The 13290-nt window shown below is 52.1% G+C and carries 20 protein-coding genes; 2 read left to right on the top strand and 18 right to left on the bottom strand.

The features are described 5' to 3' along the window. Positions 1 to 6 precede the first annotated feature (6 nt). The 6 genes from nuoK to ABE504_RS30635 are packed head-to-tail and all read right to left on the bottom strand — an operon-like array spanning position 7 to position 3873. Positions 7 to 318 (bottom strand): NADH-quinone oxidoreductase subunit NuoK, encoded by a 312-nt coding sequence (gene nuoK / locus ABE504_RS30660; protein WP_430078698.1) that lies wholly within the window; start codon positions 316 to 318, stop codon positions 7 to 9. Positions 319 to 320: 2 nt separating this feature from the next. After that, a complete protein-coding gene (locus ABE504_RS30655; protein ID WP_430096313.1) occupies positions 321 to 857 on the bottom strand; it encodes an NADH-quinone oxidoreductase subunit J in 537 nt (178 codons plus the stop codon). After that, positions 850 to 1302, bottom strand: a complete 453-nt coding sequence (gene nuoI / locus ABE504_RS30650; protein ID WP_126141947.1) for an NADH-quinone oxidoreductase subunit NuoI — start codon at positions 1300 to 1302, stop codon at positions 850 to 852. Before nuoI ends, ABE504_RS30655 begins: the two co-directional genes overlap by 8 nt. Positions 1303 to 1315: 13 nt before the next feature. Next, entirely contained in the window at positions 1316 to 2320 is a 1005-nt protein-coding gene (nuoH, locus tag ABE504_RS30645) for an NADH-quinone oxidoreductase subunit NuoH (protein ID WP_430096312.1), read from the bottom strand. Beyond that, on the bottom strand, positions 2320 to 3420 hold the full coding sequence (locus tag ABE504_RS30640) for an NADH-quinone oxidoreductase subunit D (RefSeq protein ID WP_430096310.1): 1101 nt from the start codon (positions 3418 to 3420) through the stop codon (positions 2320 to 2322). The genes nuoH and ABE504_RS30640 overlap by 1 nt, the downstream gene beginning before the upstream one ends. A gap of 3 nt (positions 3421 to 3423) precedes the next feature. Beyond that, positions 3424 to 3873, bottom strand: coding sequence for an NADH-quinone oxidoreductase subunit C (locus ABE504_RS30635; RefSeq protein WP_430096308.1), 450 nt, complete (start codon positions 3871 to 3873; stop codon positions 3424 to 3426). Here ABE504_RS30635 and ABE504_RS30630 point away from each other — a divergent pair. Beyond that, on the top strand, positions 3863 to 4525 hold the full coding sequence (locus tag ABE504_RS30630; protein ID WP_430096307.1) for a hypothetical protein: 663 nt from the start codon (positions 3863 to 3865) through the stop codon (positions 4523 to 4525). The two genes, ABE504_RS30635 and ABE504_RS30630, sit on opposite strands and share 11 nt — an antisense overlap. Here the strand turns inward: ABE504_RS30630 and ABE504_RS30625 are convergent. Then, positions 4461 to 4979, bottom strand: coding sequence for a NuoB/complex I 20 kDa subunit family protein (locus ABE504_RS30625; protein WP_126141951.1), 519 nt, complete (start codon positions 4977 to 4979; stop codon positions 4461 to 4463). The two genes, ABE504_RS30630 and ABE504_RS30625, sit on opposite strands and share 65 nt — an antisense overlap. After that, positions 4964 to 5332 (bottom strand): NADH-quinone oxidoreductase subunit A, encoded by a 369-nt coding sequence (locus ABE504_RS30620; protein ID WP_206438423.1) that lies wholly within the window; start codon positions 5330 to 5332, stop codon positions 4964 to 4966. Before ABE504_RS30620 ends, ABE504_RS30625 begins: the two co-directional genes overlap by 16 nt. Before the next feature lie 297 nt (positions 5333 to 5629). Between ABE504_RS30620 and ABE504_RS30615 the strand changes: the two genes are divergently transcribed. Then, positions 5630 to 5929: a hypothetical protein gene (locus ABE504_RS30615; RefSeq protein ID WP_430096304.1), complete on the top strand. Its 300-nt coding sequence runs from the start codon at positions 5630 to 5632 to the stop codon at positions 5927 to 5929. Positions 5930 to 6001: 72 nt separating this feature from the next. Here ABE504_RS30615 and ABE504_RS30610 read toward each other — a convergent pair whose 3' ends face one another. The 10 genes from ABE504_RS30610 to ABE504_RS30565 form a co-directional block, all read right to left on the bottom strand. Further along, positions 6002 to 6406 (bottom strand): F0F1 ATP synthase subunit epsilon, encoded by a 405-nt coding sequence (locus ABE504_RS30610; RefSeq protein ID WP_430078689.1) that lies wholly within the window; start codon positions 6404 to 6406, stop codon positions 6002 to 6004. A 67-nt stretch (positions 6407 to 6473) separates the two neighbouring features. Continuing rightward, positions 6474 to 7871 (bottom strand): F0F1 ATP synthase subunit beta, encoded by a 1398-nt coding sequence (gene atpD / locus ABE504_RS30605; protein ID WP_430096303.1) that lies wholly within the window; start codon positions 7869 to 7871, stop codon positions 6474 to 6476. A gap of 49 nt (positions 7872 to 7920) precedes the next feature. After that, positions 7921 to 8778 carry an ATP synthase F1 subunit gamma gene (atpG, locus tag ABE504_RS30600; protein ID WP_430096301.1) on the bottom strand — a complete coding sequence of 286 codons (858 nt, stop codon included), beginning with the start codon at positions 8776 to 8778 and terminating at the stop codon, positions 7921 to 7923. A gap of 119 nt (positions 8779 to 8897) precedes the next feature. Next, a complete protein-coding gene (gene atpA / locus ABE504_RS30595) occupies positions 8898 to 10412 on the bottom strand; it encodes a F0F1 ATP synthase subunit alpha (RefSeq protein WP_430096299.1) in 1515 nt (504 codons plus the stop codon). Positions 10413 to 10445: 33 nt separating this feature from the next. Then, complete coding sequence (locus ABE504_RS30590) at positions 10446 to 10979, bottom strand: F0F1 ATP synthase subunit delta (RefSeq protein WP_430096298.1); 534 nt, start codon at positions 10977 to 10979, stop codon at positions 10446 to 10448. Further along, on the bottom strand, positions 10976 to 11461 hold the full coding sequence (gene atpF, locus ABE504_RS30585) for a F0F1 ATP synthase subunit B (protein WP_430096296.1): 486 nt from the start codon (positions 11459 to 11461) through the stop codon (positions 10976 to 10978). Before atpF ends, ABE504_RS30590 begins: the two co-directional genes overlap by 4 nt. A gap of 77 nt (positions 11462 to 11538) precedes the next feature. After that, positions 11539 to 11763, bottom strand: coding sequence for a F0F1 ATP synthase subunit C (gene atpE / locus ABE504_RS30580; RefSeq protein WP_430096294.1), 225 nt, complete (start codon positions 11761 to 11763; stop codon positions 11539 to 11541). A 75-nt stretch (positions 11764 to 11838) separates the two neighbouring features. Further along, a complete protein-coding gene (gene atpB, locus ABE504_RS30575; RefSeq protein ID WP_430096293.1) occupies positions 11839 to 12537 on the bottom strand; it encodes a F0F1 ATP synthase subunit A in 699 nt (232 codons plus the stop codon). A 45-nt stretch (positions 12538 to 12582) separates the two neighbouring features. Then, positions 12583 to 12960 carry an ATP synthase subunit I gene (locus ABE504_RS30570; protein ID WP_430096292.1) on the bottom strand — a complete coding sequence of 126 codons (378 nt, stop codon included), beginning with the start codon at positions 12958 to 12960 and terminating at the stop codon, positions 12583 to 12585. After that, positions 12960 to 13184 (bottom strand): AtpZ/AtpI family protein, encoded by a 225-nt coding sequence (locus ABE504_RS30565; protein ID WP_430096290.1) that lies wholly within the window; start codon positions 13182 to 13184, stop codon positions 12960 to 12962. The genes ABE504_RS30570 and ABE504_RS30565 overlap by 1 nt, the downstream gene beginning before the upstream one ends. Positions 13185 to 13290 lie beyond the last annotated feature (106 nt).

Genomic DNA, 13290 nt, shown 5'->3' with positions numbered 1-13290 from the left:
CGCCTCCTAGCGCTTCATGGAATCCAGATCCGTCACATCTGAAGTTCCTTTATTCCGGTAAATCGCAATCAGAATCGCAACGCCGACAGCCGCTTCGGCCGCCGCAATCGTAATGTTAAAGAGAGAGAAAATCTGGCCGGTCAGCGCAGGATGGTCGCCAAGCTTCGAGAACGCCACCAGGTTCAGGTTGACTGCGTTCAGCATCAGCTCGATCGACAGCAGCACGATAATGCCGCTCCGCTTGGTCAGCGCGCCGTACAGCCCGATGCAGAACAGGATAGCTGCCAATGTTAGATAAGGCGTAATAATCGTTCCCACCGCTAATCCTCCTCTCGCTTCGCCACGACGATCGCCCCGATAAAGGCCACCGTCAGCAGCACCGACATAATTTCAAAAGGAATCACATGCACGTTATACAGCAGCTTCCCGATTTCGAGCGTGTTGTCTTTCCCCGCATCCAGCGTGCCGTTAGCGACGAACGTAGACTTCTGAATCGCGTAGAAAATAACCCCGAACAGCGCCAGCGAGCCGACAATCGCCAGCCCTTCGTGCCATGGACGACGCGGTGCTTCCTCCTCTTCGCTTCTGTGTTTCGTCATCATAATGCCGAAGATCATCAGAATCGAAATCGCACCCGCATAGATCAGTACCTGAACAAAAGCTACAAACTCTGCTTCCAAAATAATGTAAAGGCCTGCCAAGCTGATAAACGTCAGCGCAACCGCGACGACCATGTGAACGACTTTGGTAAACGAAATCATGAAGATCGCGCCGCCGATCGCCAGCAGGGCGAAAACAAAGAACATCCAGCTCGTGCCGCTGGACAGGAAATCTCCAAGTCCGCTAAAGCTAAACATCTTTCTTCGCGCCCCCTTTCGGCATGGCCGAGTTGTTCTCCTGACGGATGTTCTGGTTGTTCTCGTTCAGCCATTCCAGATTTTTGAACAGATCGTCCCGGCTGTACGTGCTCAGCTCGAAGTTATTCGTCATGACAATCGCTTCCGTCGGACACACCTCGGTGCACAGATCGCACAAGATGCAAATTTCAAAGTTGATGTCATACGTATCGATGACCTTCCCCTTTTTCTCAGGGTCCGGATTCGCTTTCCCCGTCAACGTGATACATTCCGTCGGACAGATGCGCGCGCACTGGTTGCAGACGATGCATTTCTCGGGATCAAAATGTTGGATGCCGCGAAAGCGGTCGGGCATTTGAATCGGAACGTCCGGATAGGCGTACGTAATTTTCTTTTGGGTCATGCTTTTAAACGTAAAGCCGAGACCTTTCATGATCCCTTTCATACGGTTCAACTCCTTAGAAAATCGTCATCACAATCGCCGTCACCAGCATGTTCACGAGCGCAAGCGGCAGAAGCACTTTCCAGCCGAAGCCCATCAGCTGATCGATGCGTACCCGCGGCAGCGTCGCGCGCAGCCAGAACAGGAAGAACACCACAGACGAGAATTTCAGCAGGAACCAGATGATGCCCGGAATGAAGTCCAGGAATTCGAAAGGCGCATGCCACCCGCCCAGGAAAAGCAAACTGGTCAAGGACGCGATCACGAAGACGTACACATACTCGGCCAACATGTAAAAAGCAAAACGGAATCCACTGTACTCGACGTGGTAACCGGCTACCAGCTCGGACTCTGCCTCCGGCAAGTCGAACGGCGTCCGATTCAATTCAGAAACACCGGCAATGACGAAAATGATAAACCCCAGAATTTGCGGGATGAAATTCCAGTGCCAGAAGCCTCCGGCCTGATGGTCGACCATCGCATGCAAGTTCAGCGTGCCGGTCATCATGATGACCCCGATCACGGAGATGACAAGCGGCACCTCATACGAGATCATCTGCGCCGCCGAACGCATTCCGCCAAGCAGCGCGTATTTATTGTTAGAGGCCCAGCCGCCGAGAATAATCCCGATCGTCGAGAGCCCGGTGAGCGCGACATAGAACAGCAAGCCGACGTTCAGATTGGCGTTGAACATCCGATCCGAGAACGGAATCGTGGCGATAATCGTGAACGAAGGAATGAACGTAATAATCGGCGCAAGGATGAACAGCTCGCGCTCGGCCTTCTTCGGAATCGTATCTTCCTTGATGAGCAGCTTGGTAACGTCCGCGACGCTCTGTAAGAGCCCCAGCGGCCCCGTGCGGTTCGGTCCGATCCGCAGCTGCATCCAGCCGATAACTTTGCGCTCGAAGTAAATGGCATAGGTTACGAAGCCAAGGACGAGCAGCAGCATGACGATGCCCCAGAACAGGAAGACGAGGAAATTCGTCCACGTGAGGCTCTGTTCCAATAATCCTGTCATTAGGCGTCAACCTCCCCTACGACAATATCGATACCGCCTAGAATCGTAATCAGATTCGTCATCGTCTCGCCCACCAGCAGCTTTGGCAAAATTTGCAGGTTCACGAAGGAAGGACGCCGGAATTTAAGCCGGAACGGTTCTTGTTTTCCCCGGGAAATAATGTAGCAGCCGATCTCGCCACGAGGCGATTCAATGGCCGCATACACTTCGCCTTCCGGCGGACGAATGACCCTCGGCACTTTGCCCATGGTGTCGCCTTGCTCCGGAATTTGCGCGAGGGCCTGCTCCAGAATGCGCAGGGACTGCTTCACTTCTTCCATTCGGACGAGATAGCGGTCGTAGCAGTCGCCCCCGGTGCGCAACGGCACATCGAACTCAAAGCGGCTGTAGAGGCTGTAGGGCTGCGTTTTGCGGATATCCCAGTCGATGCCCGTGCAGCGCAGGTTAGCCCCGCTGAGGCCGTATGCGATGGCTGTCTCGGCATCATATTTGCCGACGCCCTTGATCCGGGACAAGAAGATCTCGTTGCCGGTCACAAGCGTATGGTATTCTTCCAATTTCTTATACATATACGGAATGAACGCCCGGACTTTATCCAGCCAGCCCGGAGGCGCGTCCCATTTGACGCCGCCTACACGCATGTAGTTGTAGGTGAGACGGGCGCCGCACAATTCGTTGAACATGTCGATGATCATTTCCCGGTCGCGGAACGCGAACAGAAACGGGCTCATCGCCCCGATATCCAGCAGGTACGTGCCCCACCATACCATGTGGGAGGCGATGCGCTGCAGCTCCATCACGATCAGGCGCAGGAAATCAGCCCGCTCGGGGATTTCCAGCCCCATCATTTTCTCCACGGCATTGACGAGCACGTAGTTATTGGTCATCGCCGACACGTAATCCATGCGGTCCGTGTACGGAATAATTTGCGTATAGTTGAGGTTCTCGGCCAGCTTCTCGGTACCTCTATGTAAGTAGCCCATGACGGGGATCGCTTCTTTAATAATTTCCCCATCCAGCTTGACGATGACGCGAAATACGCCGTGCGTGCTGGGATGCTGGGGGCCGACGTTAAGCAGGAGTTCTTCTGTCCGTAACACGTGCTACACCTCCGGATCGAGCGGTTCGTAGTCTTTGCGCAGAGGATGACCCACCCAATCGTCGGGCATCATGATTCGCACTAAATTCGGATGGCCCGGAAAATCGATCCCGAGCAGGTCGTACACCTCGCGCTCGTTCCAGTTCGCCGTCGGCCAAATGTCCGTGACGGACGGGATGCTCGGGTTCTCGCGGTCGGTCTTGACCTTCACGCAGAACTCGTGGCGATGCGAGAGCGACAGCAGGTGATACGCCACCTCGAGGTGCGTCTCCTGGTCCACGCCCGAGAGGTTGCGCAAGTAGTTGCAGTGCAGCTCCTCGTGATCGCGCAGCGTCGTGGCCGCCTGCACCCACCGGGTGCTGTGCACGACGATGTAAGGCCGGTGTCCGTCCTTCTCGTTGATGAAGGCATCAACGATCGCATCTTCGCCGGCCTCGGCCTTGATGATCGCCACCAGCCGGTCTAGCAGCGGCTGGTTCGGCGAAGGCTCTTTCGGCGCGGCTGGCTCCGCCGCATCGGTTTTGGCGCCGCGTGCTGCCGCACGCGCGGCGCGGGCTTCTGCGGCGGCCGCTGCTTTGGCCGCCTTCTCGTCGTCGCCGGCGTCTGCGGACGCTGGCGCTTGGGTTGCTGCCGACGCAGGCTCGGCAGCTCCGTCCGCCGCCGCGCGCGCAGCGAGGCGCGCGGCCCGTGCCGCGGCGCGCTGCGCAGCCGCGTCGTCAGGGCTAGGCTTGCCCGCGTCAGCGGCAAGCGGTTCGCCCGCCGGCGGCGTCGCAGACGCCGGCGTTTCACTCGCCGATGCCGCAGGGCCATCGGCCTTCTCGCCTGGCGCCTCAGCTTCCGCTGGCGTCGCACTTTCCTTCACCGCCTCGCCCTCAACGCTCGGCGCACTGGCCGGCTCTGGCGGCGCTTGCCCTGCCGGAGCCGTACCTTCCTCTTGCTTCGCAGGCTCGGCTGTACTTCCGGCCTCAGCCGGCGCGCTCGCTTCCGAAGCCGCCGTCTCCTCGGCTGGCTTTACCGTTTCCTCCGGCTTTTTCTCCTCGCTCATCGGTTCGTCACCTGCTTCCCGGTCTTCGCTTCATAGCGAATCTTCTCCTGAAGCTTGTTGATGCCGTAGATCAGCGCAGCCGGATTCGGCGGGCAGCCCGGGATATACACGTCCACAGGCACGATCTGGTCGACCCCTTTAACAACGGAGTACGAACGTACATACGGTCCACCCGCAGTTGCGCAAGAGCCCATCGCAATAACCCACTTCGGCTCCGGCATCTGTTCGTAAAGACGGCGCAGCAAAGGAGCCATTTTCTTCGTAACTGTCCCTGCGACAATCATCACATCGGATTGACGGGGCGACGTACGGAAGATGACTCCAAATCGGTCTAAATCATAGTGAGAACCGCCTGTTCCCATCATTTCAATGGCACAGCAAGCGAGACCAAACGTTAGCGGCCACAGAGAATTACTGCGAGCCCATGCCTTAATTTGCTCCAAAGTCGTCATGAACACATTGCGGTCAAGCTCTTCGCGTTCTTGCGGTGAAATCGTTTCTAGACTGAAGTCCATTGCAGCACCTTCTTCTTCCAAGCGTATATTAAACCTATGGCTAGCAAGGCTACAAAAATACACATCTCAACGAGGGCAAACAAACCAAGCTGATTAAAAGCAACAGCCCACGGATACAGGAACACGGTTTCCACATCGAAAATGACAAACATCAACGCAAACAAATAATAACGAATGTTAAATCGAATCTGGCCTTCTCCTACGGGTTCATTTCCACTCTCATACGTCGTGTACTTCTCCTCGATCGGCTTCGTCGGTCTTAACCATTTACCAATCGTCAGCGCAGCTATGGGCAGGAAAATCCCGAGTCCCAAGAAGATCGCTACGATTACATAATTATTTGTGTACAACATGTAAATGTAACCGCCTCCAATTCATAGTCCTTGTCTTTTACAGCTCAGCAGTTCTGGTAATAATCGCCTTTTATAGTATAACAAAAAGGCCTTAGGGCGTCGATGACTAATTGACAAGCCTTGCCCAGGCTAAGGATACGCCTGCGGCTTTTTCTAATTTTTCCCTGTCGCCCCTTTCATATACCTCCTGCGTACAAATCCAGCGCATAGGGTAATACTATGCAAGGGAATTCGGCCTAAGACCTTGTTTGAGTTCCCGCCTACCCACAACCCTATACCCGAAAGGATGAAGAAACGATGGCAACTGCAACCAAACAGCACCGTACAAATGAAACGGTAGAGGAGACCGGCGCTTATATTTGTGAAGCCGGCAAAGTTCAAGAGCTTACGCAAGGTGACAAGTTTCCCAATTGTCCGGTGAGCGGAACTGCGACAACCTGGCGCCATGTCAATCATACGCACCAAACCGGTGAGCAAGTGACGGAGTCCGGCGAATACCAAGACGCAGATGGTCAAAAGATTACACTCGAAGCCGGCAGCACCTTCCCGGCTTGTCCGAAAACCGGCCAATCCACCGCTTGGCACCACGTAAGCTAAATTTATTGCATGCAAAAAAGGCTATCCCCGCATTCACTTTCGTGAAGCAAGGGATAGCCCTCTTTCGTATTCTTATTTACCAGATACACCGATCCGATTCAGTGCTCTTTGCAGCGATGCTTCCGCACGTTTGAAATCCACGTTCTCTTGCTTCGTTTCCGCAAGACGCTTCTCCGCACGCTCTTTCGCCGCTTTCGCACGATCGATATCAATTTGTTCCGGCAGCTCGGCGCTTTCCGCCAAAATAACCACCTTGTCCTTGCGGACTTCCATGAAACCGCCGTTCACGGCCAACACTTGGTCTTTTTGACCTTGTTTCTTAACCGTGATCGGAGCAATTTTGAGTGGAGTTACAAGTGGAATGTGATTCGGCAGAATACCAAGCTCTCCTGCAACACCCTTCACGCTGACCATGTTCACGTCTTCCGCGTACACTTTGCGCTCCGGAGTAACAATTTCAAGTAGGAATGTACTCACTTGGATTCTCCTTCCTGTAAGTTTCGCCTAAGCAAAACCGGCTTCGAAAGCTTAGCTAGCGTACGCCTTACAGCGTTTTCGCTTTTGCAATCGCGTCTTCGATCGTACCTACGTTGTGGAACGCAACTTCAGGAAGATCATCGTGCTTGCCTTCAAGAACTTCTTTAAAGCTGCGCACAGTTTCTTTCAAAGGTACGTACAAGCCTGGGAAGCCGTTGAACGGCTCAGCAACGTGAAGCGGCTGAGACAAGAACAGACGGAGACGACGCGCACGAGTAACGACCAGTTTGTCCTCGTCGGACAACTCATCCATACCCAGGATCGCGATGATATCCAGAAGCTCTTTGTAACGTTGAAGCACTTGCTTAACGCCTTGTGCTACTTTATAGTGCTCTTCGCCTACGATTTCTGGCGCCAATACACGGGAAGAGGAAGCAAGCGGGTCAACGGCAGGGAAGATACCTGCAGCCGCGATGCTACGCTCCAAGTTTGTTGTTGCATCCAAGTGCGCGAACGCAGTCGCTGGCGCTGGATCCGTATAGTCATCCGCAGGAACGTAGATCGCTTGAATCGATGTTACGGAACCTTTTTTCGTGGATGTAATACGCTCTTGCAATTGACCCATTTCTGTTGCAAGCGTTGGTTGGTAACCTACCGCGGAAGGCATACGGCCCAGCAATGCGGATACCTCGGAACCTGCTTGTGTGAAACGGAAGATGTTGTCGATGAACAGCAGAACGTCTCTGCCTTCAACGTCACGGAAGTATTCCGCCATTGTCAAACCTGTCAAAGCTACGCGAAGACGTGCGCCAGGAGGCTCGTTCATTTGGCCGAACACCATCGCTGTTTTCGCGATAACGCCGGAGTCGCTCATCTCGTGATAAAGGTCATTACCTTCACGCGTACGCTCGCCAACACCCGCGAATACGGAGATACCGCCGTGCTCTTGTGCGATGTTGTGGATCAACTCTTGCATCGTTACGGTTTTACCTACGCCCGCACCGCCGAAGAGACCGATTTTACCACCTTTTGCGTAAGGCGCCATCAAGTCAATAACTTTGATCCCAGTTTCCAGAATTTCCGATTTCGTCGACAAGTTGTCGAATTTCGGAGCTTCTTTGTGGATGGGGCTAGTCAGTGTACGGTCAACCGTGTCGTTGCCATCGATTGGCTCGCCAACAACGTTGAACACGCGGCCCAGCGTTGCTGCACCCACCGGTACTGTAATCGGAGCGCCTTGGTCTACGGCTTCAGCACCACGGACAAGTCCGTCTGTGGAAGACATCGCAACGCAACGAACGAGGTTGTCACCGAGGTGAACAGCCGCTTCAACGGTAATAGAAACCGTTTGTCCGTTTTCTGTTTTTTCAATTTTGATTGCATTCAGAATTTCAGGAAGCTGTCCGCGCTCGAACTCAACGTCGACGACAGGCCCTGTAATATTCACAACGCGCCCTTTGCTCATGGTTTCCCTCCTAAGAAAAGCTTTGCCTCTAGACGAGGACTTTTATAAATTAAGCATTCGCGTTCGCGCCGCTGACGATTTCCGCAATCTCTTGCGTAATCGCTGCTTGACGCGCCCGGTTGTACGCCAGTGTGTAATCGCCGATCATCTTCGTCGCATTCTTCGTTGCTGAGTTCATCGCTGTCATTCTCGCGCCAAACTCACTCGCTTTACCTTCCAGTACTGCGCTGTAAATAATGGTTTCCGCATATTTCGGCAGCAATACTTCCAGCACGCCTTCAGCAGACGGCTCGTATTCGTAACTCGCCGTTGTTGCCGTTGTGACTTCCTCCATCGGAAGCAAGCGAACCATGGTTGGCACTTGGCTGATCGCGTTTTGGAACTTGTTGTAGACCAGGAACAACTGATCGTACGTACCGTTCACAAAGTTATTCACAGCCGATGCCGCAATGGACTTAATGTCCGCAAAAGTCGGGGAATCCGGAAGACCCGTTACTTCCTGTACGATCGGCACATCGCGTTTCGAGAAGAAGTTGCTTCCTTTACGACCGATTACAAAAACCGAGTATTCCGACTTCGATTGATGTCTTTCGCGAATTTCGTTCATCGCTTTACGCAAGACGTTCGCATTGTAACCGCCCGCCAAACCGCGATCCGAAGTAATTACCAAATAAGCGGTTTTCTTCACTTCGCGCGTTTGCAGCATCGGATGCTTCACGCCTTTTGTGCCTGCCGCGATGCTCGCTACGACTTCTTTCAGCTTATCCGAGTAAGGACGAGCCGCTTCCGCCGCTTGCTGCGCACGACGCAAGTTCGCTGCCGCGACCATCTCCATCGCACGCGTAATTTGCTTCGTGTTTTGAGTCGATTTAATCTGGCGCTTAATCTCGCGCATTCCTTTTGCCATACCTGTCACCTCTCTTTTGAGGCCTTGGAGAGCCTTCATTCGAAGGCCTGATCTCAGACGCCGGAGCGCCCAATCTCAGGCAACATGCGGACAGCCTGCGCCGGGCAGGCTACCCTCTATTATTCAGAAACTGCGAAGCTCTTTTTGAACGTGTTGATTGCATCAACCAACGCTTTATCGGTATCCGCAGGAATATCTTTCGTATCGCGAATGCTGTTCAAGATTTCCGTACGGTTGGATTCCAAGTAAGCCAAGAATTGCGCTTCAAAACGCGTAACGTCTTGAACCGGAATGTCGTCCAAGTGGCCTTTGACTACTGTGTACAGGGAGCAAACTTGTTTCTCGAGGGAAAGCGGTTGGTTAACCCCTTGCTTCAAGATTTCAAGTGTACGAACCCCACGGTCAAGGCGCGCCTTAGTCGCTCTATCAAGGTCGGAACCGAACGCTGCGAATGCAGCAAGCTCACGGTATTGAGCCAAGTCGACACGCAGTGTACCGGCAACTTTTTTCATTGCCTTCGTTTGAGCGGAACCACCTACACGGGATACAGAGTTACCAACGTTAACCGCTGGACGCTGACCGGAGTAGAAGAGGTCGGACTCAAGGAAGATTTGACCGTCCGTAATGGAAATTACGTTCGTCGGAATGTAAGCGGAGATGTCGCCTGCTTGTGTCTCGATGAAAGGAAGCGCAGTAATCGAACCGCCGCCCAGCTCATCGTTCAATTTCGCAGCGCGCTCCAGCAAACGGGAGTGCAGGTAGAATACGTCACCTGGGTAAGCTTCACGACCTGGTGGACGACGAAGCAAGAGGGACAACTCACGGTAAGCTGCAGCTTGTTTGGACAAGTCATCATATACGATCAAGACGTGCTCGCCTTTGTACATGAAGTATTCGCCCATTGCGCAACCGGAGTACGGAGCAAGCCACAGCATCGGAGATGGCTCTGATGCGGAAGCTGTTACAACGATGGTGTAATCCAACGCGCCTGCAGCACGAAGTTTTTCAACTACGCCGACAACCGTGGATTGTTTTTGACCAATGGCAACGTAGATACATTTCACGCCGTTGCCTTTTTGGTTGATGATTGCGTCGATCGCGATCGAAGTTTTACCTGTTTGACGGTCGCCGATGATAAGCTCACGTTGACCACGGCCAACTGGAACCATCGCGTCGATCGCTTTGATACCTGTTTGCATTGGCTCATGAACGGATTTACGAGCCATAACGCCTGGCGCCATGTTCTCAACAGGGCGGAATTCCGTTGTTGCGATTGGACCTTGACCGTCCACTGGCTGACCCAAGGAGTTCACAACACGGCCGAGCAGAGCTTCCCCTACAGGAACCTCCATGATACGTCCTGTACGTTTCACTTGGTCGCCTTCACGGATGTCTTTGTAAGGTCCGAGAATAACGATACCTACGTTGCTTTCTTCCAAGTTAAATGCATAGCCGAGTACGCCGTTTGGAAACTCAAGCAGCTCGCCTGCCATAACGTTTTCCAAGCCGTGAGCACGAGCGATACCGTCACCTACTTGGATGACAGTACCCACATCAACCACTTGGATATCGGAATTAAAGTTTTCGATCTGTTGCTTAATCAATAAGCTGATTTCTTCCGGTTTGATACTCAACGAACTTCACCCCTATTCTTACAGTGCTTGTTGTTAAACTAACGCTTTAGACAAACGATCCAGTTTGCCGGACAAACTGCCGTCATATAAACGATCACCGATTCGTACTTGCATGCCGCCAAGCAGTTTAGGCTCGACAACATTCGTCACACGAATCGTTTTACCTGTAATTTTGCTGAATTGGGAACCCACTTCCGCTTGCTGCGCATCAGAAAGACCTGCAGCCGAATACACAACCGCAGTCGCTTGTCCAAGTGCCTCGTCGGCAACTTTGGCAAACTCGTTAACCAATGCGTTCAAAATGGATTGTCTTCCTTTATCGATCAAGACCAGCAGCGTATTCCACACCGGCTCGGAAACTTTGCCTTCGAAAATCTGCTTCAGCAGGTCCGTTTTCGAGGACGTCCCGACATTCGGATGGTTAAGGATCTTCTGCAGGTCTGCATTCTCCTTAATCGCACTAGCTACAGATTTCAGCTCTTCTTCAACTTGGGAAATGATGCTCTTTTCCTTCGCTACTTCGAACAGAGCTCTGGCATAACGCTTCGCTACGACGATGTCACTCATACCTTGCCTCCTACCTCTTTGAGGTAATGCTCAACAAGTTCTTCTTGGGACTTCTCGTCGATTTGTTTTTCGATAATTTTCGAAGCGATCAGCACGGACATTGCGCCCACTTGGCTGCGCAGCGCAGCAACAGCTTTCGTCTTCTCATTCTCGATATCTTTAATCGCTTCGTCTTTCAGACGAACGGCTTCCGCACCAGCAGCATGAATAATATCATCCGCTTGCTTGGAACCGGTTTGCTTGGCTTGCTCGATAATTTCGTAAGCTTCTTTGCGCGTTTGTTGCAGCGCTTGTTTTTGTTCCTCTAACAGTTGATCAGCTAACTTACGGCTATCTTCAGCTGTTTGAATTTGCTCTTTAACCAGCTGTCTGCGTTTTTCCATCATGCCGAACAGCGGACCGAACGCAAATTTGGAAAGCAAGAAATACAAAATCAAAAACGCAACGATCTGTATAAAAAATGTGGACCATTCAATATGCAAGTAACGTCACTCCCTTCTGATAACGTGGGCAAAACGAAGGCGTGGTGGCATCTAGGCCATCAACGCCAAACGGTTTCTTAAGCTTTACCCAAAAAGATGAACGCAAGAACGAGCGCAACAACCGGCATTGCCTCTACCAGACCTACACCGATAAACATTGTTGTTTGAAGCGTACCACGAAGTTCTGGTTGACGGGAAATCCCTTCCAAAGCGCGACCTACGATCAAACCGTTACCGATACCAGCACCAAGTGCTCCCAAACCGAATACGATACCTGCTGCTACTAATGCAATTGCTCCCATTGTGAAAATCCTCCCTTAAACTCTTTAAAGTTTGTTTTGGTTTTATAAGTGACTCGAGACTACCCGAGGTAAGTCTTAATGCTCTTCTTCGTGAATCAAGGATTGCGAGATGTAAACCATGGTCAGCATCGTGAATACGAAGGCTTGAATCGCACCAACGAACACAGAGAAGCCCTGCCATGCAACGAGAGGCACAGCACCAATCGGACCTAATCCCATGATGACAGCAATCATAATTTCACCCGCATAAATGTTCCCGTAGAGACGGAAAGCAAGCGTCAGCGGCTTGGAGACCACTTCAATCAAGTGAAGGATCAACATAGCGCCTTTAAACTCGAAGTAATGCGCGAAGTAATGCTTCGTGTTGCGCGTAATCCCCAAGTAGTGGCTGAGGAAGATTACGATAACGGTAAGCGCTCCTGTTACAGCGATGTCCGCTGTTGGCGATTTCCACCAGGAAACGTGATCTTCCGTCACAATTGAGAAAGGAAGACCCAGCATGTTGCCGATAAAGATGTACATGATCAGCGTCAGGCCAAGTGCGATAAACCCCTTGCCGTGCTTGGAACCGATCGTGCTTCCGATAATGCCTTCGACAAACTCAATCGTCCACTCCATGAAGTTTTGCATTTTGGAAGGATTCGATACGGAGAGCTTGCGAGTACCTGCGAAAGCAAGAATAAGAACGATTACCGTTGTAATCCCGATCATCATCAATGCCGATGCGTCGAAGTGAAAGCCTAACCACTCAAACTCTGGTACCTTATGATCCATTTTTCCATTTTCACCCCTTTCAATCGTGGAAGTTACATCGTGGAATTACTTTGACTTTCGATTAGAAACAATACCCAGTACGAGTGTTGCCAATTGAGCAAAAAAGTATCCAACGATTGTCGTAGTCAGTGCAACTTGCTCCGGGTATCGAACAGCAACCAATCCTGCGAAGCCGGCTAGAGCCGCCCTTGTCAGGAAACCAAGGGTTACCTTGCGCCCTTTCTGCTCTATTGCAGCTGCCGCCAGCTTGTTGATCTTGTAGGCCAAAAACCTCGCGTTAATCATACTCACTAAAGAGCCGAGCATGATGCCGGCAATGTAAACCCGGTAATCGACAAAAAACGCCCATGCAGCCAAACAAAAGGATAAAAAGAAAAGAAAGATGTTTTGAACCGTTTTCAGAGTGGCTGAAAATTCGTCCATCATAGCCCTCCGTACCGCTTAATCATGAAGTAAATGCTGATGATGCCGGTTACAAGCCCCAGCAGGAACCCGCCTAACAACCAGAACTGCCCGCCCAGCGTGTGGCTGAGCCAATCGCCAAAGAGATAGCCGGCTGCCAAACATACGACAAGATCGATGCCGATTGCACTTGTTAACGCAACTGCTCGCCACGGATTATCGTTGTTCGAATGGTTCCGTTTCATCGCATCCTCCTGGGAGTTTTCCACGCGGAAAACCCGCTCCGTAGACATAGTTCTACGAATCCTCATTCATTGTACTTAAGCGCTGCAAGGTTTGTCAATTGACGGA

This window comes from Paenibacillus oryzisoli, assembly GCF_050467285.1.
Taxonomy (GTDB): domain Bacteria; phylum Bacillota; class Bacilli; order Paenibacillales; family NBRC-103111; genus Paenibacillus_E; species Paenibacillus_E oryzisoli_A.
The sequence above is the reverse complement of the archived record's forward strand: the minus strand, read 5'-3'. Positions and strand labels throughout refer to the sequence as shown.

Coding starts and splice junctions, on each gene's coding strand:
- ABE504_RS30655 (WP_430096313.1), bottom strand. CDS start 857: ATGTTTAGCTTTAGCGGACTTGGAGATTTCCTGTCCAGCGGCACGAGC.
- nuoI (WP_126141947.1), bottom strand. CDS start 1,302: ATGAAAGGGATCATGAAAGGTCTCGGCTTTACGTTTAAAAGCATGACC.
- nuoH (WP_430096312.1), bottom strand. CDS start 2,320: ATGACAGGATTATTGGAACAGAGCCTCACGTGGACGAATTTCCTCGTC.
- ABE504_RS30630 (WP_430096307.1), top strand. CDS start 3,863: ATGATCGCCACCAGCCGGTCTAGCAGCGGCTGGTTCGGCGAAGGCTCT.
- ABE504_RS30625 (WP_126141951.1), bottom strand. CDS start 4,979: ATGGACTTCAGTCTAGAAACGATTTCACCGCAAGAACGCGAAGAGCTT.
- ABE504_RS30620 (WP_206438423.1), bottom strand. CDS start 5,332: ATGTTGTACACAAATAATTATGTAATCGTAGCGATCTTCTTGGGACTC.
- ABE504_RS30615 (WP_430096304.1), top strand. CDS start 5,630: ATGGCAACTGCAACCAAACAGCACCGTACAAATGAAACGGTAGAGGAG.
- atpD (WP_430096303.1), bottom strand. CDS start 7,871: ATGAGCAAAGGGCGCGTTGTGAATATTACAGGGCCTGTCGTCGACGTT.
- atpG (WP_430096301.1), bottom strand. CDS start 8,778: ATGGCAAAAGGAATGCGCGAGATTAAGCGCCAGATTAAATCGACTCAA.
- ABE504_RS30590 (WP_430096298.1), bottom strand. CDS start 10,979: ATGAGTGACATCGTCGTAGCGAAGCGTTATGCCAGAGCTCTGTTCGAA.
- atpE (WP_430096294.1), bottom strand. CDS start 11,763: ATGGGAGCAATTGCATTAGTAGCAGCAGGTATCGTATTCGGTTTGGGA.
- atpB (WP_430096293.1), bottom strand. CDS start 12,537: ATGGATCATAAGGTACCAGAGTTTGAGTGGTTAGGCTTTCACTTCGAC.
- ABE504_RS30570 (WP_430096292.1), bottom strand. CDS start 12,960: ATGGACGAATTTTCAGCCACTCTGAAAACGGTTCAAAACATCTTTCTT.
- ABE504_RS30565 (WP_430096290.1), bottom strand. CDS start 13,184: ATGAAACGGAACCATTCGAACAACGATAATCCGTGGCGAGCAGTTGCG.